Annotated in this window: 23 protein-coding genes; 9 read left to right on the top strand and 14 right to left on the bottom strand. The window is 61.9% G+C overall.

Annotated features, from left to right (window positions below):
• Positions 1–3 precede the first annotated feature (3 nt).
• The 3 genes from P3T40_RS37945 to P3T40_RS37935 all read right to left on the bottom strand — a co-directional run bounded on the left by P3T40_RS37945 (position 4) and on the right by P3T40_RS37935 (position 3,225).
• On the bottom strand, positions 4–591 hold the full coding sequence (locus tag P3T40_RS37945; RefSeq protein ID WP_429272830.1) for a hypothetical protein: 588 nt from the start codon (positions 589–591) through the stop codon (positions 4–6).
• 235 nt (positions 592–826) lie between these two features.
• Positions 827–1,687, bottom strand: a complete 861-nt coding sequence (locus P3T40_RS37940; RefSeq protein ID WP_429272829.1) for a class I SAM-dependent methyltransferase — start codon at positions 1,685–1,687, stop codon at positions 827–829.
• Between the two features lie 179 nt (positions 1,688–1,866).
• Positions 1,867–3,225 carry an MFS transporter gene (locus tag P3T40_RS37935; protein WP_429272828.1) on the bottom strand — a complete coding sequence of 453 codons (1,359 nt, stop codon included), beginning with the start codon at positions 3,223–3,225 and terminating at the stop codon, positions 1,867–1,869.
• A gap of 157 nt (positions 3,226–3,382) precedes the next feature.
• On the opposite strand from P3T40_RS37935, the gene P3T40_RS37930 reads away from it, so the two are divergent.
• On the top strand, positions 3,383–4,279 hold the full coding sequence (locus P3T40_RS37930; protein ID WP_429272827.1) for an SDR family oxidoreductase: 897 nt from the start codon (positions 3,383–3,385) through the stop codon (positions 4,277–4,279).
• A gap of 98 nt (positions 4,280–4,377) precedes the next feature.
• Here P3T40_RS37930 and P3T40_RS37925 read toward each other — a convergent pair whose 3' ends face one another.
• The 6 genes from P3T40_RS37925 to P3T40_RS37900 form a co-directional block, all read right to left on the bottom strand.
• On the bottom strand, positions 4,378–5,742 hold the full coding sequence (locus tag P3T40_RS37925) for a sensor histidine kinase (RefSeq protein ID WP_429272826.1): 1,365 nt from the start codon (positions 5,740–5,742) through the stop codon (positions 4,378–4,380).
• Positions 5,732–6,409, bottom strand: a complete 678-nt coding sequence (locus P3T40_RS37920) for a response regulator (RefSeq protein WP_429272825.1) — start codon at positions 6,407–6,409, stop codon at positions 5,732–5,734. Before P3T40_RS37920 ends, P3T40_RS37925 begins: the two co-directional genes overlap by 11 nt.
• Before the next feature lie 20 nt (positions 6,410–6,429).
• Positions 6,430–7,755: an MFS transporter gene (locus P3T40_RS37915; protein WP_429272824.1), complete on the bottom strand. Its 1,326-nt coding sequence runs from the start codon at positions 7,753–7,755 to the stop codon at positions 6,430–6,432.
• Positions 7,756–7,843: 88 nt separating this feature from the next.
• Positions 7,844–8,833, bottom strand: a complete 990-nt coding sequence (locus P3T40_RS37910; protein WP_429272823.1) for a quinone oxidoreductase family protein — start codon at positions 8,831–8,833, stop codon at positions 7,844–7,846.
• Between the two features lie 69 nt (positions 8,834–8,902).
• Positions 8,903–9,922, bottom strand: a complete 1,020-nt coding sequence (locus tag P3T40_RS37905) for an ABC transporter substrate-binding protein (RefSeq protein ID WP_429272822.1) — start codon at positions 9,920–9,922, stop codon at positions 8,903–8,905.
• A gap of 299 nt (positions 9,923–10,221) precedes the next feature.
• Positions 10,222–10,863, bottom strand: coding sequence for a LysE family translocator (locus P3T40_RS37900; protein WP_429272821.1), 642 nt, complete (start codon positions 10,861–10,863; stop codon positions 10,222–10,224).
• 234 nt (positions 10,864–11,097) lie between these two features.
• On the opposite strand from P3T40_RS37900, the gene P3T40_RS37895 reads away from it, so the two are divergent.
• Positions 11,098–13,473 carry a penicillin acylase family protein gene (locus P3T40_RS37895; RefSeq protein ID WP_429272820.1) on the top strand — a complete coding sequence of 792 codons (2,376 nt, stop codon included), beginning with the start codon at positions 11,098–11,100 and terminating at the stop codon, positions 13,471–13,473.
• A gap of 53 nt (positions 13,474–13,526) precedes the next feature.
• Here the strand turns inward: P3T40_RS37895 and P3T40_RS37890 are convergent, their stop codons facing one another.
• On the bottom strand, positions 13,527–14,429 hold the full coding sequence (locus P3T40_RS37890; RefSeq protein WP_429272819.1) for an endo alpha-1,4 polygalactosaminidase: 903 nt from the start codon (positions 14,427–14,429) through the stop codon (positions 13,527–13,529).
• Between the two features lie 246 nt (positions 14,430–14,675).
• Between P3T40_RS37890 and P3T40_RS37885 the strand changes: the two genes are divergently transcribed.
• On the top strand, positions 14,676–14,960 hold the full coding sequence (locus tag P3T40_RS37885) for a hypothetical protein (protein WP_429272818.1): 285 nt from the start codon (positions 14,676–14,678) through the stop codon (positions 14,958–14,960).
• Positions 14,961–14,992: 32 nt separating this feature from the next.
• On the opposite strand, the gene P3T40_RS37880 is transcribed toward P3T40_RS37885, so the two are convergent.
• Positions 14,993–15,697, bottom strand: a complete 705-nt coding sequence (locus P3T40_RS37880; RefSeq protein ID WP_429272817.1) for a YceH family protein — start codon at positions 15,695–15,697, stop codon at positions 14,993–14,995.
• Positions 15,698–15,862: 165 nt separating this feature from the next.
• On the opposite strand from P3T40_RS37880, the gene P3T40_RS37875 reads away from it, so the two are divergent.
• Positions 15,863–17,059, top strand: coding sequence for an aminotransferase class V-fold PLP-dependent enzyme (locus tag P3T40_RS37875; protein ID WP_429272816.1), 1,197 nt, complete (start codon positions 15,863–15,865; stop codon positions 17,057–17,059).
• A 48-nt stretch (positions 17,060–17,107) separates the two neighbouring features.
• Complete coding sequence (locus P3T40_RS37870; protein WP_429272815.1) at positions 17,108–17,605, top strand: cupin domain-containing protein; 498 nt, start codon at positions 17,108–17,110, stop codon at positions 17,603–17,605.
• A 159-nt stretch (positions 17,606–17,764) separates the two neighbouring features.
• Here the strand turns inward: P3T40_RS37870 and P3T40_RS37865 are convergent, their stop codons facing one another.
• Genes P3T40_RS37865 through P3T40_RS37855 form a run of 3 tightly spaced genes read right to left on the bottom strand, consistent with a single transcriptional unit; the run spans position 17,765 to position 19,510 of the window.
• Positions 17,765–18,349 carry a YceI family protein gene (locus P3T40_RS37865; RefSeq protein WP_429272814.1) on the bottom strand — a complete coding sequence of 195 codons (585 nt, stop codon included), beginning with the start codon at positions 18,347–18,349 and terminating at the stop codon, positions 17,765–17,767.
• Positions 18,350–18,375: 26 nt separating this feature from the next.
• The gene (locus P3T40_RS37860) at positions 18,376–18,936 is read right to left on the bottom strand and encodes a YceI family protein (protein ID WP_429272813.1); all 561 of its coding nucleotides are present in this window, start codon (positions 18,934–18,936) and stop codon (positions 18,376–18,378) included.
• A gap of 19 nt (positions 18,937–18,955) precedes the next feature.
• Positions 18,956–19,510: a cytochrome b gene (locus P3T40_RS37855; protein WP_429272812.1), complete on the bottom strand. Its 555-nt coding sequence runs from the start codon at positions 19,508–19,510 to the stop codon at positions 18,956–18,958.
• 348 nt (positions 19,511–19,858) lie between these two features.
• Between P3T40_RS37855 and P3T40_RS37850 the strand changes: the two genes are divergently transcribed.
• From P3T40_RS37850 to P3T40_RS37835, 4 genes are all read left to right on the top strand, one after another.
• Positions 19,859–21,022 (top strand): porin, encoded by a 1,164-nt coding sequence (locus P3T40_RS37850; protein WP_429272811.1) that lies wholly within the window; start codon positions 19,859–19,861, stop codon positions 21,020–21,022.
• Positions 21,023–21,308: 286 nt separating this feature from the next.
• Entirely contained in the window at positions 21,309–22,112 is an 804-nt protein-coding gene (locus P3T40_RS37845) for a MipA/OmpV family protein (RefSeq protein WP_429272810.1), read from the top strand.
• A gap of 192 nt (positions 22,113–22,304) precedes the next feature.
• Positions 22,305–23,075 (top strand): DUF4118 domain-containing protein, encoded by a 771-nt coding sequence (locus P3T40_RS37840; protein WP_429272809.1) that lies wholly within the window; start codon positions 22,305–22,307, stop codon positions 23,073–23,075.
• Positions 23,076–23,129: 54 nt separating this feature from the next.
• Positions 23,130–23,957 carry an alpha/beta hydrolase gene (locus tag P3T40_RS37835; protein WP_429272837.1) on the top strand — a complete coding sequence of 276 codons (828 nt, stop codon included), beginning with the start codon at positions 23,130–23,132 and terminating at the stop codon, positions 23,955–23,957.
• Positions 23,958–23,983 lie beyond the last annotated feature (26 nt).

Genomic DNA, 23,983 nt, shown 5'->3' with positions numbered 1-23,983 from the left:
TTGCTACCCTCGCGCACGATTAATCGCGCTCGTAGCCAACTCCCGTGCAAGGTCCGCGTATAACTCGGCCCACTTGCCCAGCAATGTAGAGTCATCGGTTAGGAAAAGCGGGTGCTCCGCCCACGCGCTGACGTTCGAGCCTTCCCAGGCCACCTCGAACAGGCGCAGGTCCTCATCCTCGCTAACGCCGCTATCGATCAGCTCGCGGAATGAGGCGACGTTGTAGACACATACGTCGTCGGGGGAGATGCAATGGATAGCGGCCAGCGCGCCCGTCGCTTCCTTTTGCGCGGCCGCGCGGCTGGCGGCCATCAGGAAGACGATGCATTCGTCATGAGAGTGGCCGAACATCAGCCGGTACAGCGAAGTTTTACAGCGTTGGCTTAATTGCGTGCCGATGGTTTCATCAACTTCCGAAGACGCGTGGTTATCCCGCTGGATCGCCCGCCGAACGCTCGTTGGCCACTGCGATCTCTGCTTTCGGTTGCGGTAGCTGTCGCTACACCAGTACACGTAGAAGCCGCAGGCAACCAGGCAAGCTAGCGCCAGAATCCCGACGCCCGCGAGTACCGTCAAATCGGTGCGCACCATGTCAGGCTCCCTCTAGTCCAGCGCGGGGCTTTGGCTGCCACGTCCCGCGCGTCTCCTGTCGACCAGAGTTCGCGCTTTAGTGCGTTACTCTGGTCCCATGCAAAGCGGTCGATTTTTACAACACTTTTATTCTAGTAAGCAATCTATCCCGCTTTAGGACTCTTCTCTACTCGGGACTACCCCTTACATGACCGCCTCGCGGGGGAGTTGCCCCCGCATCGAATAGTCAGGGCCGCTATGTATTCGCCACCAGCAGTTCCTCCGCATTGCTCGGCGGGCGCAGACCGTCTGTCCTGCCCGCAAAGTAGCGCCGGGTGAGATCCGCCGCCGAGACGTGCCGCGCGTCTTTAAAGCCGGCTTCGCGGGCCAGCGACTGGATCTCCGGCGGGGTGAAGAAGCTGATGAAAGGCGTTCCGCTTGCTCGCGCCCCTTTCTCCGCCATCTCAAGTCCCGGACGAACCTCGGGGTCTGCCAACTCCAGCGGGAGCAGGAAAGTCATAGCCAGCGTCGATCCTGGGGCGAGGGCCGCCACCTCCCGCAACGTGGCCGCGTTCGCCTCCTTGGTCAGGTACATGCTGACGCCCGTGGAGACGACAATCGCCGGCTTGCTGTCATCGAAACCCGCCGTTACGAGCCCTTCCCGCCAACTGCCTCCCGCCTCGAAATCGACCGGAACGAACCGCAGCCAGTCCGGAACGCCGAAGCCGAGCTCGATCAGGCGTTGACGCTTCCATGCCTGAGGCACCGGCTGGTCGACCTCGAACACCCTAAGACGGGACGCAATCTCCGGCCGCCGCTGTGCGAAGCTGTCAAGGCCGGCGCCGAGGATGACATACTGGCTCAGCCCGCGGCCGGCCTGTTCCACCACCAGGTCCTCGATGAAGCGTGCACGCGCCACGATGGAGGCGCGGAAGGGACGGGTGAACTGGGGGTCCATATCCCCGCGGCGGCGCCAGTCCTCGTCCGGGGCGAGCAGCTTAAGGCCGATTTCGTCTTCCAGCACATGCGGCGGCGGGTCGGCCTCGACATGCAGCGCGCGCCACAAGGCGACTCGCGCGGCTGTGCTGTCGGGCGCTGGATCTGGCTTGTCGGTCATGCTTGACTCCTGTTTGTTCGTCTTCGTCGTCGCAAGCATAAACCACGACGTCGTCCGCCTCCGCTGCGCTTGACGACATCGGCGGGACGCCCGTGATCAGTTGAAACATCAGCAGCGACAGGCAGAGCGAGACGACGATCAACAGCGCAACAAGCGACGGCAGGTCCGGCATAGGCGATTTACGATTTACCGTGTGGTGGCACCGGTGTTGTAGCCGGTGATATGCGTTCCGGATTGTCCTCCGCCTCCTCGCTCACGCGCAAGGTAACGGGGCCGCGAATCAGCACGAGATACGCAAGCGCCGCGAACAACGACATGCCGGCACCAAGGTATAGCGCCGGCACAAAGGTCCCGGTCTTTTGCACGATCAATCCGGTCACGATCGGCGCGAGCGAACCACCCATATAGCCGCCGAAGTTCTGTAGCGCACCGAGTGAACCTGTGCAGCGCTGCGGGCTGAACACACTGATCATGGCCCACGCAATCGTGGTGGCCGCCGTGCCGCAAAAGAGCGCACCGGACAGGCAGGCCACGGCAACGTTGTTATCTGGCACGAGCGCCGCAACCACGACGAACAGCGTCTGCGCGACCAGAAAAATACACGCGGGCACCTTGCGGCTATGGGTCAGGCTCATGCCTTTGCGGGCGAGCCAGTCGGTCAGATAACCCGCCACGAGCGCCCCCAAGACCGCGAATGTATAGGGAATGGCGGCCGTCCATCCAACCTGCGCCAGGCTCATATGCCGGGCCATATGCAGGTAGCCCGGCAACCACGTGTTGAAAAGCCAGTTCACGTAGATCACGCCGAAATACCCGATGACCAAACCCCAGGTCGTACTCGATCGAAACAGACTGCGCCATTGCGCGAGACTCAACCCACGCTTCTCGCCGCTTAAAGTGGCTTCTCCGACGCCGAGGTAGTGGTGCTCATCCTCCGTAAGCGCGATCTGCGACGGATTGCGATAGATGGCGAACCAGACCGCCGACATCACGAGGCCCAGAATACCCATGGTCATAAACATCCAGCGCCAGCCGAAGCTCAACATCATGGCAGTGAGCAGCGGCGCGGCGAGCCCGGTGCCGAGATACGATGCGCACATGAAGATGCCAGTCGCCGAACCGCGGTCCCGCACGGCAAACCAGTCCTTGACGACGCGTGCCGCAGCAGGAAACTGCGGCGCCTCGCCAATGCCGAGCAGCGCGCGTGCTGCGGCGAATTGGGCGGTGTTGGTTACGAGGCCGCATAGCAACTGCGCGCTCGACCACACGGCGAGTCCGCAACCGAGTAGCCAGCGTGGACCGAAGCGGTCGATCAACGCGCCAATCGGCAACTGGGAAAACGCATAAGCCCATAGAAATGCGGAAAGCAGCATCCCCATCTCGGCGATCGACAGTCCCAGATCATGGCGGATCAAGGGATTGGCCACGGCCAGCGCGGCGCGATCGATGGTGCTGATGGCAATGCTGACCACCAGCATGGCAAGCGTGCTGCGCTGGATGACTTTTAGCCTGGGTGATGCAACAACCGTACTCGTCATGCTGTCTCCGGTCTGTCAATTTATAGGTCTATGTTGCGCACCGTGCTTGATTCCGCAGGGTGTTAACTCCCATAACGGTATACGCTCCCGGCTTTTACTGCTGGCAAGTACGCAAGAGAATGGGTTCATCCATTCCTAAACCCATGAGGAAATCAGTATGCGTATATTCGTAACGGGAGCCACAGGATTTGTCGGCGAAGCCGTTGTCCGCGAGCTTCTCGCTGCGGGACACTCGGTCCTTGGAATGGCGCGCGTCGACGCGGGTGCTGACGCCTTGGCGCGAATCGGAGCTGCAGTACACCGAGGCGATCTGCTGGACACGGAAAGCCTCGCTGCTGGCGCCAAAGCGTGCGACGGCGTGATCCACACGGCTTTCATCCACGACTTCTCGAAGTTCAAGGAAAACTGCGAGATTGACCGGCACGCCATCGAAGCGCTCGGCTCGGCGCTCGCCGGTTCTGACCGGCCCCTGGTCGTCACGTCTGGGACGGGGCTTCTTTCCTCGGCGAATATCATCACCGAAGAGGACGTGCCCGCTTCCGGTCCTAACGCAATTCCCCGTGTCGCGTCGGAAGAAGCTGCGGCTTCGCTCGCGGCGCGTGGTGTGAACGTCTCAGTGGTACGCCTGCCGCCTTCGGTTCATGGTGACGGCGATCATGGCTTCGTCCCACTCCTTATCGGGCTTGCGCGTGAAAAGCGCGTGTCGGCGTATGTGGGCGAAGGGCTCAATCGCTGGCCAGCGGTACATCGGTTCGATGCGGCCAGGGTCTTCCGGCTGGCTGTTGAGAAGGGTGTTGCCGGAGCGCGATATCACGGACTGGCCGAAGAAGGCGTACCGTTCCGGGACATCGCTAGCGTGATCGGCCGGCGCCTGAATTTGCCCGTTATCAGCAAGGACGCCGCAGAGGCGGCGGACCATTTTGGCTGGTTCACGCACTTCGCCGGCATGGACAACCTGGCTTCGAATCAGCGCACTCGTGAACTACTGGGATGGGAGCCGAAGCAGATTGGGCTGATTGCCGATATTGATCGGCCGCGTTATTTCGAAGGCTGATCTGGGCAAGTCCCTGCGGCTCAGTTGCGACGCAGGGACGGTGTCACGGTGCGCTACCTGCTCGTTTCTTCAGAGAGAGGCATGTCACCTCTTAGGCATCATCGCAGCACAACCGGAAATACCACCGAGACGGTCAGCCCTTGGCCGCCAGACCCATCGCCCAATGCGACCTCAGCCAGATGCGCCCGCGCGATTTCTCGCACAATCGACAACCCTAGCCCACTCCCCTCCTCACCGGAAGCGCGAAAGAACGGCTCGAACACACGATCACGAAGCTCGGGGCTGATGCCCGGCCCTTCATCGGTGATAGTCAGAACCACCCGCTCACCGCTCGAATCGAGCTTGAGCGCAACATGTCCACCTCGTGGCGTATAGCGGATCGCATTGTCGAGCAGATTGAACAACAGCACGGAGAGCAGCGGCTCATTGCCCATCACCTCCGCAGGCTCATTGAGATGAGCGGACAGTTCGACCCGGCGACGCTGCGCGAGCAAGGCAAGCTGTTCAATGGTTCCTGTCGCAACCGCTCGCAGATCGACGGGCGCACCTTCAAAGTCCGCGTAGTCCGCGGCTTCCGCCTGCGCGAGCAGCAACAACTGGTTGGTCAACGCAACCAGAGAGAGGTTGCTGCGATGCATCGCCACCAAGGTCTCTTTCACTTGCGCGAGATCGTCCTGGCGGCGCGCGTACTGCAATTGCGTGCCCAGCAGCGTAAGCGGCGTACGCAACTGATGCGCCGCATCCGCAATGAAGCGCCGTTGCATGGCAGTCTTTCGCTCGATGATATCGAGGCTCTGATTGAACGCAGTGACGATCGGACGCAACTCATTACGCAACGGATCGGCCCGCACCCGTAACGACACGTTCGGCGCGCGCACGAGCATATCTTTCGCAAGCCTCATCAACGGACGCAGTTCGAAGGTAAGCCCGACGCACACCAGCACCACCGCGATGGTCACAATGCCCGCAAAATGCAGCATCTGCGGCTGCCACAACGCGGTAGCCGTCGCGTCGCGTTGCTGCAAGGTCCGCCCAACCGACACCACGACCTGTTTGACCGCGCCCGAGTCGTACATCGGGCGAATCAGCGACACCGCGCGAATCGGGTGTCCGCTCACGGTCGCGTCATACCAGAGCGGCGAATCGCCGGGCACGCGTAGCGGGAAGTCCGACGTCCCCGCGATCGTCGCGCCATCCACTTCGCGAATGCTAAAAAAGACCTCGTCGCCGTACGGCGAACTCAGGATTTCAATCGCGCTGGGAGAAATCTCCGCGTGCAGATAGCCGCCCTCCCATTGGATATCGCCCGCCATCACGCGCGCCGAAGACAGCAACGCCTCGTCCTGCAACAGACTCGCCGTCCGCTGCGCGTTATCGCGTGCAATCAGTCCCGCCGCGATCACATACACCGTCATCGGCAGCAGCAGCCACAGCAGCAGCCTTAATCGCAGGCTATTCGTCATCGGCGCCGTCTTCAAGCAGATAGCCGAGGCCACGCAGCGTGATAATGGTCGCGGTGCTCTTTTCCAGCTTCTTGCGCAGCCGCGACACGTAGATTTCGATGGCGTCTTCGCTCGTCGGCGCATCCGCGTTGCTCAGCGAATCCGCCAGCATGGTCTTCGCGACGGTCTTTTTAGCGCGCAGGATCAATGCCTCGAGCACCGCGTGCTCGCGCGGCGTCAGCGTCAGCGGCTCCCCTTCAACCGCAAACTGGCAGCGGTCCATGTCGTAGCTGAGGTTGCCGCATTTCAGCCGGTTCGAACGCGACGGCGACTGCCGCCGCGCGAGCACCTTCACGCGCGCAACCAGCTCGCGCGCGTCGAACGGCTTCACGATGTAATCGTCCGCGCCCGCGCCGAGACACACTACTTTTTCGTCGACGGCTCCGGTCGCCGTCAGGATCAACACCGGCGTCGTGTCCCCGCGCTCGCGCATGCGGCGCAATACGCTTTTACCCGACAGATGCGGCAGATTCAGATCGAGCAGTACGACGTCGTAGGGCATCGTGCGCACTGCGGCGTCGGCCGCTTCGCCGTCGTTCACGTGATCGAGCATAAAGCCATCGTCGCGCAGAATTTTCGCGAGCCAGTGCGCGAGCTGATCATTGTCTTCGACGAGCAGTAGCCTCATCGCATCTATCCCCAAAGCGTTCATGCCGTCCGGTACTGCTCCCTCGATTGGGTCGAACGGTACAGGACCAGCGTTGCGGCCACGCCGCACAGTGCGGCTAAAGACATCCATGCACCCGGCGAGGCCTTATCACCCGTAGTATGAATCAGCCAGGTGGAGATCGCCGGCGTAAATCCGCCGATCACGGTGGCGAGACTGTACGCCATCGAAAAACCGGTGGTCCGCACGTGCGCCGGCATCACTTCCGTCAGCGCGACGACCATCGCGCCGTTGTACCACGCGTAGAGCAACGAGAGCCACAGCTCAACCAGCAGCAAACGCCCGAACGACGGTTGCACAACCATCCATTGCATGACCGGATACGCGGTGAGAATCGCGAGGACGGTACAGGCGATCAACACAGGACGGCGGCCTATGCGATCGGACACGGCACCTGCAATCGGCAGCCAGATGAAGTTCGACACGCCCACGCAGACCGTGACCAGCAGCGCATCCAGCGAGGTGAGCTTCAGCACGACCTTGCCGAATGTCGGCGTGTACGCGGTGATCAGATAGAACGATGCTGTCGTCATGATAACGAGCCCCATACCGGCGAGAATCAGCCGCGCATGCTGCACCATCGATTTGGCAATCTCGGCCATGCCCGGATGATGGCGGCGTGCGGCAAATTCCTCGGTCTCCTGAAGCGAGCGGCGCACGTAGAACAGGAACGGCACGATCAGACAACCGACGATGAACGGAATGCGCCAACCCCACGCGTTCATCTCCGACGCCGGGATGACGCGGTTCAACAACACGCCGAGCGACGCCGCAAACACCACCGCCACCTGCTGGCTCGCGGACTGCCACGAACAATAAAAGCCGCGATTGCCTTTGGTCGCGATCTCAGACAGATAGACGGAAACGCCGCCCAGTTCGACCCCTGCGGAAAATCCCTGCAGCAGACGCCCAAACAGCACGACGGCGGGTGCGAGCAGACCGATCGACGCGTAGCCCGGTACGAACGCCACGCACGCGGTGCCGATCGCCATCAACGTCAGCGACAGAAGCAGGCCTTTGCGACGACCGTGATGGTCGATGTATGCGCCCAGCACGAGTGCCCCCACCGGACGCATCAAAAAGCCCGCGCCAAATACAGACAGCGCAAGCATGAGCGAGGCGAATTCGTTACCGGTCGGGAAGAACGTGGCCGCAATGGCGGCCGCGTAGTATCCGTATACGGTGAAGTCGTACATCTCGAGGAAGTTGCCGCTGACCACGCGGAATACCGAGCGGGCGCGTGACTCCCTCGGAGCGCCCGGCGTGCTGACAGCCGCCGTTTCGTTTGCTGCGGTTGAAGATGTCATGATGACCTCGATAGTGAAGGACGAACACGTCCTCAGCAGCCATCGAGGCCACCGGGTACGGCTTCGTAAACGATGGAAACGTGACGGATCAGCCGATCATCATCACGGGTTTGCCCAATTGACGACGTGACTCGAGCGCTTCGTGCGCGGCTTCGACGTTGTCGAGCGTGTAGCGGCCGCTAATCTCGATCTTCAACGTGCCGTCCTGCAAGGCAGCGAAGATTTCGTCGGCACGACGCTGCACGGTTGCGGCATCCGCGAGATGATCGGCAAGACGTGGACGCGTGAGAAACAGCGACCCCGCCTCGCCGAGCTCGATCGGATCGAGGTCGTTCAACGATCCGGACACCGAACCGTAATTCACGACCAGACCGCGCGTGCAGGTGGCCCGGAAACTGTCTCGCAAGGTGGCGCGCCCGACTGCATCGAAAACCACGTCGACGCCGCGTCCATTGGTCGCCTCGCGCACGCGGTCGGCGAAACGGCCCTCGTCATACAGCATCACGTGATCGGCGCCGTGTGCACGCGCAACTTCAGCCTTCGCCTCGCTGCTTGTGGTGGCATAGACGGTCACGCCACGACGTTTGGCGAGCTGGACCAGCAACTGCCCGATGCCACCCGACGCGGCATGTACGAGGCACGTGCTGCCGGCGCCAAGATGGGCGACATCCTCGAGCAGATAGTGCGCGGTCGATCCCTGAAAAATCGCCGCTGCCGCGAGGTCAAATGGAATCTCTGCGGGAATGCGTGCGACGCGCGACGCCGGCACCACCGCGTACTCGGCATATCCCCCCCACGAGATGCACCACGCGACGCGATCACCACGCTTCAACGAGGCCACGTTCGTGCCTACTTCGACGACCTCGCCAGCTCCTTCCATCCCAAGCGTGCAGGGCAGCCGTACCGGATAGGTGCGCGACTCCTTGTATTTGCCCTGCCGCGTATGGATGTCCATGAAGTTGATGCCGGCGCAACCCACGCGGACCAGCACGTCGTCGGGACCTGGCGATGGAACGCCTATGTCAACCCGCTGCAGTACTTCTGGTCCGCCGTATTGCTCGATGCGGATGGCCTTCATGGTTCGTGTCCCCTTTCTTGATTGAATCCTGTCGCCTGTACGGCGCGTGTGCCTGTGCAACGTCGCTCGTCAGTGGCCCGGAACAACGTTGGCCTCATCGGCAAACCTGTTGGTGTAGGTCCGCGCCAGATCGACGTGGCGCGGCTCGATCGACGAATCGACCGCCGCGAGCACGCCCAGTACCGTCTGCGGTGCGCCGTCAGGCATCCGGCCGTCGCGCGAAAAAGCGGGAATCGTTGCAGCAAGAGCCTGCCGGTAGAGCGCTTCGTTCTCCCCAACAAAGTTCTTCGGCAACACGGCCATGATGTCGCTGGCGCTGTGCGTCGAAATGAAGGCGAGTGCGCGCGCAACGGCGCGCACGAGGCGCCGGGTTTCGTCCGGGTGAGCGGCGACCCACTTGCGCTGCGCATAAAGACACGCACCGGCATAAGGGCCGCCAAGCGCGGTACGCGTGCCCTCGATGCTGCGCATGTCCACGAGGACATGCGCAGCGTTCGCAGCCAGCAGCCGAGATGCGGCGGGCTCCTCGACCATGCCGGCGTCAATCGATCCGTTCGTCATGGCGTCGACGAAGCCGTTGTCGGGGCCCATCGGCACAACCGTGTAGGTGTTGGCGGCCAGCCCCGCTTGCTGTGCAAGATAGCGGCTCAGGAAATACGTGGAAGCGCCGAACCCTGTCACGCCAAGTCTTCGCCCACGAGCGTCCGCCATCGTTCGCATCGGCGTTGCGACCCTGGTCGACGCTAGCTCGACGAGCCCTGCGGCCTGCCCCAGAACGACGACGGATTCGACTTCCAGGCCCCGGTTCTGCAGATCGATCGTATGGTCGTAGAAACCCACCGCGCCTTGTACGGCACCCGCGATCAACTCGGTCGCGGTGTCGACACCGGCGGGTTCCGAGAGGATTTCGACGTCCAGCCCCTCATCGCGGAAGTAGCCCAGTCGCGATGCCAGCGTGACCGGCAGATAGATGATCTTCGTGACGCCGCCCGTCATCAGCGTCAGCTTCTCCGCGTCGGCATGCGGCGTCCACAGCAGGATCGCGCAGGCGGTGAAGGCAGGCGCCACGAAACGGGCGAATGAGGACATATCAGGGTGTCTCCGATCCCATGCAAGATGGTTGCTGTTGCGATGCAACCCGCCCGATAGCGACGGGTCGTCTGATGCAACGCTTGCCCGGAGTATAAAAAGCGGACGCCTTCTGGCTGCTTTCCGTCGCGGCGAAATGTTGTGGGTGTTTACCCTTTGCGGGTGGGCGTCGACAGCCAGCGGTCAACCATCGAAGTCACCCCCTAATTTCTACCCGGATATAAATTGAAAGCCGCAGTGTTGCGCAGCTCGGGTTTCAGGACCGTAGCCGGATACCGGATTTTTCTGTGAATGGGAGATCAGGTCGCTGGACGCCGCAAGAACGCCAGGAGCAGGCCAAACCCGATCATCGTCGAACCACTCACGCGGTTAAACCAGCGAAGTCCTCGTGAACTACTGACCAAGGTTCCCAGGCGAGCTCCGATGACGGCGTAGACCGAAATGGCAACCAGCTCAAGCACGAGAAACGTCGCACCAAGCACGGTGAAACTGGTTGCATATGCGGATCGGTCGACAAACTGCGGGAAAAACGCGGTGAAAACCAGAATCGCCTTTGGATTTCCGGCGGCCACGATGAATTCCTGTTTCGTTAGCTGGCGCAAGTTGTACGACGCGCGGCCGTCCCCAGACTCTTCGGATGGACGTGCGAGCAGCGTCGGGCCAGAGCGAAAGAGTTTGATACCGATCCAGACAAGATATGCCGCGCCACCGAATTTCAACGCCGTGAAGAGCGTCCCCGACGCGAGCAGCAAGGCTCCGAGCCCCAAGCCCGCGATCGCGATCATGACCGCGAATGCAAGTAGGCGCCCGAACGCCACCAGAACGGCACAACGCACGCCATTGCGCGCTCCGTTGGAAATGGAAAGCACATTGTTCGGGCCGAGCGCCATGTTGATGGCGAAGCAGGCGGGCAGAAACAGCCAATAGTTCTGGAATGACATAGCGAGCCACATGGATCGGCGAGACGTGGAACGGTTAATCTACCACCACGCGCCCGTGCTATGGTCATACGCCATCTCGCCGACATGGCATGCCACGCCAGGCTGCGACAACGACCTTCGTCATCAGCGATGATTCGCCCGAACCCTTCCTCTCGACGACCGCGCCCAAACTGGTTGATCCGCTCGTGCTATGCACTCGCCGTTATCCTCGCCGCCATCGTACTTGCGATCTGGATGACATTGCGCGCCAGCCTCCCGCAACTCGACGGCAAGCACACCGTCCACACGCTCTCCGCCGCGGTCACGATTGAACGCGACGCGCTGGGCGTACCTACCCTGCACGGCAGCACGCGAGCGGACGTCGCGTACGCCACCGGCTTCGTCCACGCGCAGGACCGCTTCTTCCAGATGGATCTGTTGCGGCGCGTCGCGGCAGGCGAAATGTCCGCGCTGATCGGTCCGTCCGCGCTCAAGCTCGATCGCCGCAACCGCCCAGATCGATTCCGCGCACGCGCCGAGATTGTGCTCAACGCCATGCCCGCGGACCAGCGGTTGCTCATCGAGCGTTATACGGCCGGCGTGAATGACGGACTGTCCTCGCTGGCTTCGCGTCCATTCGAGTACTGGGTCTTGCGCACGCACCCCGCGGCGTGGCGCCCCGAGGACACGGTGCTCGTCATCTACGCCATGTACTTCGACCTTCAGTCCCAGGAGGTCAGCCGGATCCTCTCGCGCGCGGCGCTACGCGAGCGTGTTCCCGCCGATCTGTTCGCGTTCCTGCTACCCAACGCGAGTCACTGGGACGCACCGTTCGATCTCGCGACACCTCCCGCTGTGGAACTCGCAACACCACCCGCCACACGTCCCGACTGGTTGCACGCGTCGAAGTCCGCGAGCATCGCGCTGCCCGGAACCGCGCTGGCAGACAGCAGCCCGATGCCCGACAACGCGATGATCGGCAGCAACGGCTGGGCAGTCGACGCCGCACATAGCGCGCACGGTGGCGCGCTCCTCGCAAGCGACATGCACCTCGGCCTCTCGCTGCCCAATATCTGGTACCGGCTTTCGCTGACATGGCCGGGAGCGGACGGAAAGCCTCGGCGCATTACCGGCGTCAGCCTGCCCGGTGGGCCTAGCATCGTCGCCGGCAGCAATGGCCAGGTCGCTTGGGGATTCACCAATAGCTACGGGCACTTCATCGACCTGATCGAACTGCAACGCAGTCCTGCCGATCCGCTGCAATACCGGGTTCCCGGTGGCGGCTGGCAACGTGCGACCGTCCATCACGAACGCATTGACGTCAAGGGCGGCGCGCCGGTCGATCTGCCCGTCGTGGACACGCAATGGGGCCCGGAGATTGTCGTCGGCTCGCACACGTATGCGCTGCGCTGGGTCGCACACGATCCACAGGCGGTCAACGTCAACCTGCAGCGGCTCGAAGAAAGCACGAGCGTCGAAGACGCGTTGCACATAGCGCAAACGAGCGGGATTCCAACGCAGAACTTCATGGTGGCCGATTCGCACGGCAAGATCGGCTGGACGCTAGCCGGACCTCTGCCACGCTGGAGTAACGCCGCAGGTACGTCGGGCAACACGTTCAACGACCTCCCCTTCGATTCGGCATCCTATCAAGGCTGGCAAGGTTACCTCACGCCGGATGCGTACCCGTCGCGAATCAATCCACCGCTTGGGCGCTTGTGGACGGCGAACAACCACACATTGCCGCCTTCCGAAGCGGCGCTGGTCGGCGATGCCGGCGCTGACGTCGGCGCGCGTGCCTCCCAGATCCGCGACGACCTGCTTGCGCTGCCGCGCGGCAATGAGCATGACATGCTCGCCATTCAGACTGACGACCGCGCATTGTGGATCGAAACCTGGCGCCGCCTTGCTTTGTCAGCGCTCGATGCGGACGCGTTGCGCGATCACCCGCAGCGCGCCGAATTCCAGCGCCTCGTGCTCGCATGGAACGGCCGCGCCGATACGGACGCGGTCGGCTACCGCCTTGTGCGCGCCTTCTACTTCTCGCTGTACGACGCCTGGTTCGGCAAGCTCGACACGGACCTCGCAACGAGTTTCGGCAAAGGTTCGGACACCCCACCGCTCAGCTTTCGCAGCGCGAGCTCGCGCTATGAAGCGGTGATGGAAGCGCTTGCCGCCCATCACGCATGGGTGCCGGACGGCATCGCCGACTGGCGCGCGTTCATGCTCGACCGGATCGACCATGCAATCAAGCAGTTACCGCCCGGCGTGAAACTTGAAGATGCGCGCTGGGGCGATCGCAATCGCGCAGCGATCGAACATCCGTTCGCGCGGATCGTGCCGACGTGGCTGCCGTGGGTGCGCGCCTGGCTCGGTGCGCCGCACGATCCCCTGCCAGGCGACTTCAACATGCCACGCGTGCAGGCGCCTTCGTTCGGCGCGTCCGAACGGATAGTCGTATCACCGGGTCGCGAACAGGACGGAATCTTCGAAATGCCGGGCGGCCAATCCGGTCACCCGTTGTCGCCGTACTTTGTGGCGGGACATGAAGCGTGGGTGCATGGCGATGCAACGCCGTTCTTGCCGGGGACAACGGTGCATCAGCTTGAACTGGTGCCGCAGGTTCATTGACTGCGCCGAAGATCAAAGAGCGCTGCAATCGATCGTTTCGACACTCCGCTCGCTCAGTTCGACACCACCGCCGGCAAGAACGTCCACCGGCACACCCGGTCGAGCGCCGAGGTCGCAATCGACGGACTCAGCCCCGCAGCAACGCTGGCATTCCAACCGCTTTGCGCATTCGATGTCGCCGAGCAGCTATGCACGTAGTCGAGCGATCCCGTGAAGAACGTGTTGCGCGACAATCGCGCCTCGGTACGCTTCCACGCCTGCAGCGTTTGCAGCAGTGAGCCGTCGAGCGAGGGCAGAAACACCTGTTCGGCAAAGTCGCCGTCCACGAGCATCGGGAACGAGATTCCTCCACTTGAACCGCTGATGACCGAGGTAGGCGCAGCGTTCAGGACAATCGACGCGTTCGGAAATTTAGTGCGCAACTGCGCGACCAGATCAAGTCCGCCCTGCGCGCACTTCGCGTCGCACGGACCTTCGTCGGCATTCGAGCCGTGCCCGACAATTTCGAAGTTGTCGAGCATGAACCCGTCGACGCCGGTCGAGGCGAGCTGCGGCGCGACGTAGTTGACGATCAGGTTCTGATAGGCCGCATTGCCTACGTTCATCCAGTACTCGTTGGAGTAGCCGCTGTACCGGCCCAGTTGCGCCGCGCGATTCGCACCGCAGGAGACGAAGCCGGCAGGCACCGTCGTCCAATAGGTGCGCCAAGTCTCGCAGGCGCCGACATTCAGGTAACTGAGCACTTTCGCCCCATGCGCCTTCAAAGCGGTGATCTGCGCGGGCGTGAAGTTAGGAGTGTCCGTATCTGGATCGGCCTCGATAACGATTACGTTGAAGCTCGAGGCGAGCTCATCAATATTGGTTTGCGCAGCCGCGCCATAGTAGACGACCCAGACCGGCGACGCCGGCAAATTGCGGCCGGCTGCGATCGTCACGTTGGTCGAACCCGAAATCACGACCGTGCTGGTGTTGCCAGAACTACTACTGCTGGAACTGCCGGACGTCCCCGTCGATGCCTGGGCGCCGTCCTCACCGGTCCAAGCGCTTAGAATTGCTACAGCAACGAACGCAACCCCGAGAAAACAACGAGACGATATTGAGCGCATGGTTTATCTGGTTGGATTTTCCCGGAGCGTAGCATGCACGGCGGGCCGCAGTGCCACACACGTTACACTCGCATTGGCAATACGAAGGAGACTTTGATGATTCGCAAAACGCTCAACGCATCGCAGCTACAGCAGGAGGTCAACCGGCGGCTCCATCGCCTTCACGAAGTCGTCGAAGACGGCGTGAAGATTCGCGTGCCCCGGCCGCAGCTTCAGGAGCCCGATGCAACCGGCTGCAACTGGGACATGAAGCACTTCGGCAACGGCGCCGGTTTCGAGCGCGACATCGCCGCGGTGCTCAAGGCCGTGCGCACCGAATACAACCTGAGCACCGAAACGAAGGACACGGGTAATCCGTTCGCGGACTTTCCCGGCGACTGAATTGCCAATACCAGGTTGCCAATAAATACGCCTTACGGCTCGCGCTCAAACTTGTCGAGGCTGATACCCAACTCAGCTGCCATATGTTCGACCAGCGTCTGAAGGCGCACCAGCTCCTCGCCCTGGCGCTTCACTTCCGCAGCGAGCGCCCCGACCTCTGCAGAGGGTGCCGAGTCTTCAGCAACCCCGCGCGAAAACTCTTCGCTCACGCTGACTTCGCCGCACAGCAGATGCATCCAGCGATTTTCGCGCTCGCCTGGCGTGCGCGGCAGCTTCACCACGCGCGGCGGTTCGTTCGCAGCCAGTTCATCCAGAAACACTTCGACTGATGAGATATCGGCGAAGTCATGCAGGCGCGACGTATTCAGGCGCAATTCCGCAGCGGTCTGCGGGCCGCGCAGGATCAACACGGTGAGCAACGCGGCTGACTGGCTGGGCACGCCCAACACGCGATTCAGGTTGTGCTCGAAGCGCGGCACACGGCTGCTGCTGCCTTCCAGCACCAGACTGAGGCGCTTCATGCCATCGATAGCGGTGAGCACTTCGGCCTCGGTGACGTTCATCACCGGCGCGCGCGCCGTCTTCTGGTTGCAGCCCGAGGTCAACGAGTTGAGCGAAAGCGGGTAGGTGTCCGGCACCGTGTGCTGCTTTTCGACCAGCACACCGAGCACGCGCGCTTCAATCGGCATCAGAGGACGCATGGCGGGGCGCGGAACAGCATCGGGGGTAGAGTTCATAAGTGACATCGCTACCGGCAGCGCCTGAAGGCCGCCGTGATGGTGCGCCTGACGGGAATGTCTGGCGGAGACACACATGATAATCAGATTACCCGCCACCTCAAAACACGCGCTGTGCGGCAACAACGGGTAGCATGACACCCTATTCAGTGGAGCCCCCTCGCCATGCCAGCCCCTCTTACCGATGCCGCCGTGCAAGCGCTGCGCGCCCAGACGCCCGGCGCGCAGCACACCACACACTTCAACCACGCCGGTTCGTCGCTGCCGTCAGACGCCACGCTGGAAGCGATGCGCGCCCATCTCTGGCGCGAAGCAACCATGGGCCCCATGGAAGCGGGCGTGGCGGCGCGCGAGGAAACGGAACAGGCCCGCACGCTGGCCGCTCGACTGCTCAACGCGCAGCCGTCGGAGATCGCCGTGACGACGGGCAACTCGCCGGCCTGGGGCGCCGCGTTCGCCGCGCTGGGCGCATGGCACCCGGGCGACCGAATCCTCGTTGCGCGCCACGAATGGGGCGGCAATCTCGCGACCATGCGCCTGACGGCACAACGGGCGGGCGCATCGATCGAAACGATTCCTTCCGACGACAGCGGCGCAGTCGATCCGCAAGCGCTGGAGGCGATGCTCGACGAGCGGGTCCGCCTGATCGCGCTGACCTGGATGCCGGCCAACGGTGGCCTCATCAACCCGGCAGCGGCCATCGGACAGGTTGCGCGCCGCCACGGCATTGCCTACTTCATCGATGCCGCGCAAAGCGTCGGACAGTTGCCCATCGACGTGACGCAAGTCGGCTGCGATGTGCTGACCAGCGTCGGCCGCAAGGCATTACGCGGTCCACGCGGCACGGGGCTGCTGTATGTGCGCCAGGATTTTCTGCCGCGGCTCACGCCGGCGTTCGTCGACATCCATTCGGCACCGCTCGATGCAGACGGCGAGCCCGTCCTGCGCGACGACGCAACGCGCCTCGAACCGTCGGAACTGGCGCCGGCGCTGCGCTGCGGACTGGCCAATGCGCTGCAGGAGGCGCTGGGCATCGGAGTCGACAACATTCGTGCGCGCATCGACGGCATTGCGCAGACCCTGCGCGCCGAACTTGCACAGATCGACGGCGTGACCGTACTCGATCAGGGCCGCGAACGTTCGGGGTTGGTATCGTTCAACGTAGCGGGCCACGAGGCAGGCGCGGTGCAACGTGCGCTAGCCGCGCAGGGCGTGACGATCGGCAGCAACGGCGTTGCCTACACGCCGCTCGATATGAATGCCCGGGGTCTCACCGCGATTGCTCGTGCATCCGTCAGCTATCTGACCACCGATACGGAAATCGATGCGCTGCTTGACCGTCTGCGTGCGCTCACCCGCTAGCACAGCGCACGGCGGACCCGCAAGGAATGCCAATACAAGGAGACTTTGATGGAACGACCCGAGTTCATCCGCCACTGGACCGAACTGGAAAATCCGGACGACGCCCACTACAAAGGCAGTACCGAACTGATGGGCATCGGCGCGCGGCTCGCCAGAAAGCTGGGCATCACACGCCTCGGCATTCACCACAGCCGCCTGCCGCCAGGCCGCCGGACCTCGTACCCGCATGCGGAGAGCGCGGAAGAAGAATTCGTGTTTGTGATCGAGGGCACGCCGGACGTGTGGATCGACGGCCATCTGCATCCGTTGAAGCCCGGTGATTCGGTCGCGTTTCCGGCGGGCACCGGCATTTGCCATACCTTCATCAACAACACGGATCACGAGGTGCGACTGCTGGTGGTCGGAGAAACCGACAAGCAGGAAAACCGGATTCGCTATCCGATGAACGAGGCCCACGAAGCCACGCGCCCGGACCGCTGGGTCGATTGGCCGGCGCGTCCGATGGGTCCGCATGATGGCAAGCCGTCTGGCGGCAGCAAGGCTTAACCAGAAGACGCGCGGCTTGCCTCGCAGTGCGGCGTCGTCACGCACATCCGCACAAGGACGCCGCCAAGCGCCCAAATGAAAACGCCCCGGCTCGTCTAGAGCCGGGGCGTCACTCATTCAAGCAAACCTGCCATCTCGTAGCAACGGGCCAATCCTTTCTTACTGCTTCACGCCTTCCGCCTGAATGTGCAGGACGGTTGCCATCTTGAAGCCATACGTCTTGCCGAAGTCGACGCCGAAGTCCGAACGGTCGAACGTCGCCGTCGATTCCGTGCCGCACACTTCGCGCTTGAGCATCGGGTTCTGGAAGCACTTGAACGACTCGATCTTCAGGTTCAGCGGCTTCGTCACACCGTGCATGGTCAACTCGCCGATCACTTCGACCGGCACGTCGCCCTTGAACTTCATCGACGTGCCCTTATAGACAGCGGTCGGGAACTGCGAGGCGTCGAAGAATTTCGGGCTCTTCAACTCCGTATCCAGCGTATCGTTGCCGATATCCACCGACGTCATGTCGATGGTCGCTTCCAGCGAACCCGTCTTCGCTTCACGATCGATCGTCACCGTACCGGTGGCTTTCGTGAACTTGCCGCGCCAGGTCGAAACGCCACCGAAGTGGTCGGCTTCGAAGCTCGGCGAGGTGTGCATCGGGTCGAGGTTATAAGTCGTTTCAGCGGCCATTGCGCCAAACGATGCGCCTGCTGCGAGGGCGGCGACTGCTACAGCCAAAAGTTGCTTTTTCAAAGTAATTCTCCAGGTGGTTGTGCGGCTTATTTCTTGGCTGCCACGATATGAAACTTGATCACGACCTCGTCGGCTACTACTGAGGTGTCCTTCCATTCGCCCGTGCCGATATCGAACTGGCTGCGTTTGATCGGCAATGCGCCGTCAAAGCTTTGAGTCGAACCTTGTTGGGCGACGGTGACCGGCACCGTGACGTTTTCGGACTTGCCCTTGATGGTCAGCGTGCCGCTGACCTTGAACTGATTGCCGCCCGCCGGCGCAATTGCGCTCGATACGAACGTCGCATTCGGATACTGCGCGGCATCGAACCATTCCTTGCCGCGCACCTGCGCGTTGTAACTTTCGTCGCCGAGGTCGTAGCTCGCGGTGTCGATGCTCAGCTTGGCGCTGCCCGCGGCCGGCTTGGCCGGATCGAAGCTGAGCTGCGCCGCGAACTTCTTGAACGTCCCGTCGACGGGCACGTTCATTTGCTTCGAAGTGGCGGTCACCGTGCTTTTCGACGTATCGACCTGCGCATGCGCTGCGCCGAGGAACAGCGAGGCCACCGTCGTCGCGGCCAGGATCCAGCGAAGTAAAGGAGTTTTCATATCTGCCTTGAGCGTGAGGCTACTTGAGAAAAGGGATCATGCGTGCCAGCAAACCGTCACGGTCGATGAAGTGATGCTTCAGCGCCGCCAGCACGTGAACGGTCACCAGTGCGAGCAAGGTGTAGTTCAACCAGATGTGGACGATTCTCAGCATGGCCTTCAGCGCGGTGTCAGGTCGGATTAGCGTCGGCAACGGCACGATGCCGAGATAAACCACCTGAATGCCGGCTGCCGAGCTGTACAGGTAGCCCGAGATTGGAATCACGAGCATCAGTGCGTACAGCATCACATGCGCGCCTTCCGCCGCGAGCTTTTGCAGAGGCGCCATGCCCAGCGGCATTTCCGGGGCGCGGTGCGTCAGGCGCCAGGCGAGGCGAATCACGGCGAGCGCGAACACGGTCACGCCGATCCACTTGTGCCACGAAAAGTACTTGAGCTTGGTGGGCGTGAAACCGGGGATATCCGTCATGATCCAGCCGAGATAAAAGCCGGCCACGATCATCAACGCAATTAGCCAATGAAGGCCCATTGCGGTTGCGCTATAGCGCTGCTTAAGCGGAGGAACTGTCGTCATCGTCAACTTTGCTGGCGTCTTGAGGGCAATTCGTCCACCAAGGAGACGAAGAGGCTGAGGAAGCGATTCTAGGAGTGGGCCTGCGCGCTGACTAGCGTATTGAAAGAGAACAGATTGTTGTTCCAGCGACGTAAATGGGCTCGCTAACCTGCCGTTTTTGGCGCGATTAGCGACGTCACTTTATATAACCTTTTTATCTCGGAACCCGTAGCATCGCGGTTCTCATTGATCAGACCACGCTGGATATCACGGCACGGCGCTACGACCTGCATTGACGGGACGTACGACCGCATGGCCGTTTAGGGCGATTTACTCTCGCAGTCCCCGCTACATCATGGAGCCAAAAGCATGAAGAAGTCTTTGCTGGCAGTCGCACTGTCAGGCGTATTTGCGTTGTCCGCGCATGCGCAAAGCAGCGTCACCCTGTATGGCGTTATCGATACGGGTCTCGTGTTTGCGAATAACCAGGGTGGTCATAACAGCTGGCAAGAAACCAGCGCTGCCACGGAAAATACCGTCTATGGCCTGAAGGGTTCGGAAGACCTGGGCGGCGGCTTGCACGCCATCTTCAAACTGGAAAATGGTTTCAACCTGAACAACGGCAGCCTCTTCAACGCAGGCGACGCGTTCGGCGAGCAAGCCTACGTCGGGCTGCAGACGGATCAGTTCGGCACCTTGCTGCTCGGCCGTCAGTTCGACACCGTCAACGACGTGCTCGGCCCGATCTCCTCGGCCGGCACCACCTACGGCGGCAACCTCTCTGCGCATCCGTTCAACAACGATAACCTCGCTGCGGACTCGATGAGCATCAACAACGCGGTGAAGTACACCAGCAACACCTACGGCGGCTTCACGGTTGAAGGCATGTACGCGTTCAGCAACAACGCGGGCGGCTTTTCGAACAACCGCGCTTATGGATTTGGCGCAACGTATGCGCACGGTCCGTTCAACCTGGCTGCGGGCTACCTCCAGCTCAACAACGCCGGCGGCGGCGTGAGCAGCACGAACCCGAACGGCGCCGTGGCGCTCGATGACGGCAGCGCCGACTTCGTCGCGCAGCGCCAGCGCATCTGGGGCACCGGCGGCAACTACACGTTCGGTCCGGCTACTGTGGGCTTGCTGTGGACCCATTCGCAGATCGACAACATGTCGAGCGTATTTGCCGGCGGCGACGGTTACGTAAACCTGGGCGGAGGCCTGCGGCTCGACAACTATGAAGTGAATGCGCGTTACTCGCTGACGCCGAGCCTGAGCCTCGCCGGTGCATACACGTTCACGGATGGCTCGTACAGCAACGGCGGCGCCAGCGCATCGCCGGAATGGAACGAGGTGACGCTGCAGACCGACTACACGCTGAGCAAGCGGACCGACGTCTACCTGGAAGGCGTGTATGAACACGTGCATGGTGCAGGCGCCGGCTCAATTCTCGGCGACGCAACGATCAACACGCTGTCGCCTTCGTCGACGGGAACCCAGGTTGCCGTGACGGTCGGCCTGCGTCACCAGTTCTAAGCCACGGTTCAAAGCGCCTGCGCTTGAACTACACGGGCCGCGCGTGTCGCGCGCGGCCCGACACACGCCGCCAGCCGAAGCGCGCGTCAACGATCAAATCCCTCGCCGCACCCCTCATCCGCACAGCGCTTTGCTTTTGACAAGGCGTGCAGGTTTGCTCCGCATCCCTCATAATCACGCGCGCCCTGAATCTTCTGGGCTACATAACGAGGCTTAAAACAGAGGACCAAAGCGTTAAACCGCACTGTCCCGCCTCAGGTACCTTCCTCCTCTCCGAACTGGCAATATGCTTTCGTCACCCCAACTCGGCGCCGGCCTGATGGCGCTTGCCGGCTTGCTGGCGCCCGTCGCGTCCTTTGCGCAACAGGCCCAGACCAACGCCGCCAACGCCGCGCCGGCGCCGGACTGGACAGTGACCCTCGGAGCGGAAGCGCAATGGGAACCCGCGTATCCGGGCGCGAACTTCATGCGGCTGAAACCCTTTCCGGCGTTCGACATCGAATACAAGAATCGCTTCTTCGCCAAAGAAGACATGCTTTTCGGGGTGTATTTCGTCAACAACGCGAACTGGAGTGCGGGCCTCGCGCTTCAATACGACTTCACCGAGCGCGAGACCGGTGACGACACGCGGCTGCGTGGGCTGCAAAATGTACCGGCCACGCCACGTGCCAAGGCTTTCCTCACATACGCACAATCGGCATTCACGTTCTCGACCTCAGCGGCCCAGGATATAGCCGGGAACCGTGAAGGGCTGGTGGTGGATACGAATGCCACCGTCACGCTGCCGGTCGGCAAAAAGCTTTATCTGACTGCGGGGCCGGGCGTCACGTGGACGAACGGGACCTACCAGCAAACGTTTTTCGGCGTAACCCCGAGCCAGAGCGCAGCTTCCGGTTTGCCTGTCTACGACGCGCATTCCGGCGCGGCAACGGGCTACGTCACGGTGGAAGCGGATTATTTGATCACCAAATCATTGATCGCCACCGTCGAGATGAAATTCGCTCGCCTCTATGGAAACTCCGCGTCCAGCCCGATTACGCGGCGCGTTCAGCAGAATACGGACACACTCGCGCTGACGTACACGTTTTAACGGATTGCTCGGCACATCGATTATTGAGTACACCCAAACCTGTCGATTGTGTAAGCCGCCGAAATACAACGAAATAGAGACCCCGTAGCGTTTTTTGCACATTAGTGCTAGCGAACCAATGTCGCCAGGCATCGAATGCGATACCATGGCGCCCGTTCTCTAAACCAAGCGTGCCATGAAGCACGCCGCGCTGTGAAAATTCAAAACGCCAAAAGATGGGCGCCACGGGGTCCCAAGGCCTGGCTTGCCGCGTGCCTCGCTTTGGCAGTGGCGTGCGGGGTACGCATGCTACTCAGTCCATTCGTCGGACCTGCCATGCCGGGCGCATTATTCTGCGTCGCCGCTGCCCTAATCGAATACTTTTTCGGGCTGGCGCCGGCCCTGACCGTGATGCTGGTCGGACTCGTGATTGCCGATTATCTGTTCGTTCCGCCGTACGCGGATTTTTCGGTATTCGATCACCGCGACGTGATGCTGCTTGTTTCGTATCCGTCTTTGACGATCTTTGTCATCTCGCTGATTGAGCGGCTGCGCCGCTCGCAGTTCCGTGCCGAACTGTTCGCGTCGGTGGCCAAATCACGCTATGAAATGCTGCTGCGCGCGGACAACAATCGCGCACTGCGGCTTCGCACGATTGACGAAACGCATCGTCTGCTGCGGCATCTACCGCATTACCACGACACCATTATTCTGATTCAGGCGCTCGACCGAAAAGCGTCGTTGCGTCCGGATGCACGGCACACAACCGGCAACGCCAACACGCTGCCGCATACCAGCGCGCCGGGCAGCCGATTTTCCTCGGTCCATCCGGCCGATGTCGCGCGCCTGCAAAACACGCTTTCGCCGGGCAGTCATCGCTTGCGGATCAAGAGCGGCGAGCACAACTACAAGCCTGTCGATTGCATCGGCGAGCGATTTACCACCCATGCCGGCGATTTCCTCGTCCTGCGGATCGGGGATTAAGCATTGGATCGAGCCCAACACATCCTCCAGGAAGGCGGTGAGCACGCCGTGCTCATGCTGCACGGCCTGTCGAGTTCGCCGCTCGAAATGCGCTTTCTCGCGCGTCATTTGAACAACGAGGGGTTTACCGCTTTTGCGCCGGTGCTGGACGGCTACAGCGCGGGTACCAGCGAGCGCGACATGCAGGCATGGATCGACGCCGCCGTGCGCGAGTTCGACGCGCTCGCTGAGCGATATGCCCGCGTCTCCGTATGCGGCTTGTCGGTGGGCGCAGCGCTGGCTTTGGCGGTAGTCAACCAGCGGCCGACGGCCCACGCGGTTGTCCTGTTGTCGGTCACGCTCTCCTACGACGGCTGGGCGATACCGTGGTACCGCTTTTTGCTTGGCTGGGCTTACTACACACCGATGCGCAGCCGCTGGCGCTATCGCGAGGCTTCGCCGTTCGGACTGCGTAATGAAGCCCTGCGCGCCAAAATCGCCCGCGCCATGCAGCGCAATGGCATCAGCGAGGTCGGGCCGTCGACCATTTCGCTACCCGCGCTACGTGAGGCCAGCCGGCTTGCGGCACGCGTGCGGACGAGGCTCGCCGACATCGCGACCGACTGCCTGATCATCCACGCCATCGACGATGAAACGGCGAATCCTCGCAACGCGCATTACGTCGCGTCGAAGATTGCCTCGCCGTTCCTGCGCACGATCTACCTCGACGACTCGTATCACATGATCACTTCGGACAACGAGCGTGAAATCGTGGCGGGAGAGACCGCCGCGTTCCTGCGCGAGAGCGAAGCCGCGCGCGGCATTGGCAGCGGCGCGGAGTCGCAGGTCGTATCGAAGGCGCTGGCCCGACGCTTGAGGCAGTTGGCCGCGCTGGGGAATTGAGCGGTTTCTCCACGTCAGGTCCTGTT

It is taken from the genome of Paraburkholderia sp. EB58 (assembly GCF_050436665.1).
GTDB lineage: Bacteria > Pseudomonadota > Gammaproteobacteria > Burkholderiales > Burkholderiaceae > Paraburkholderia.
This window is presented reverse-complemented; position numbering and strand designations above follow the sequence as displayed.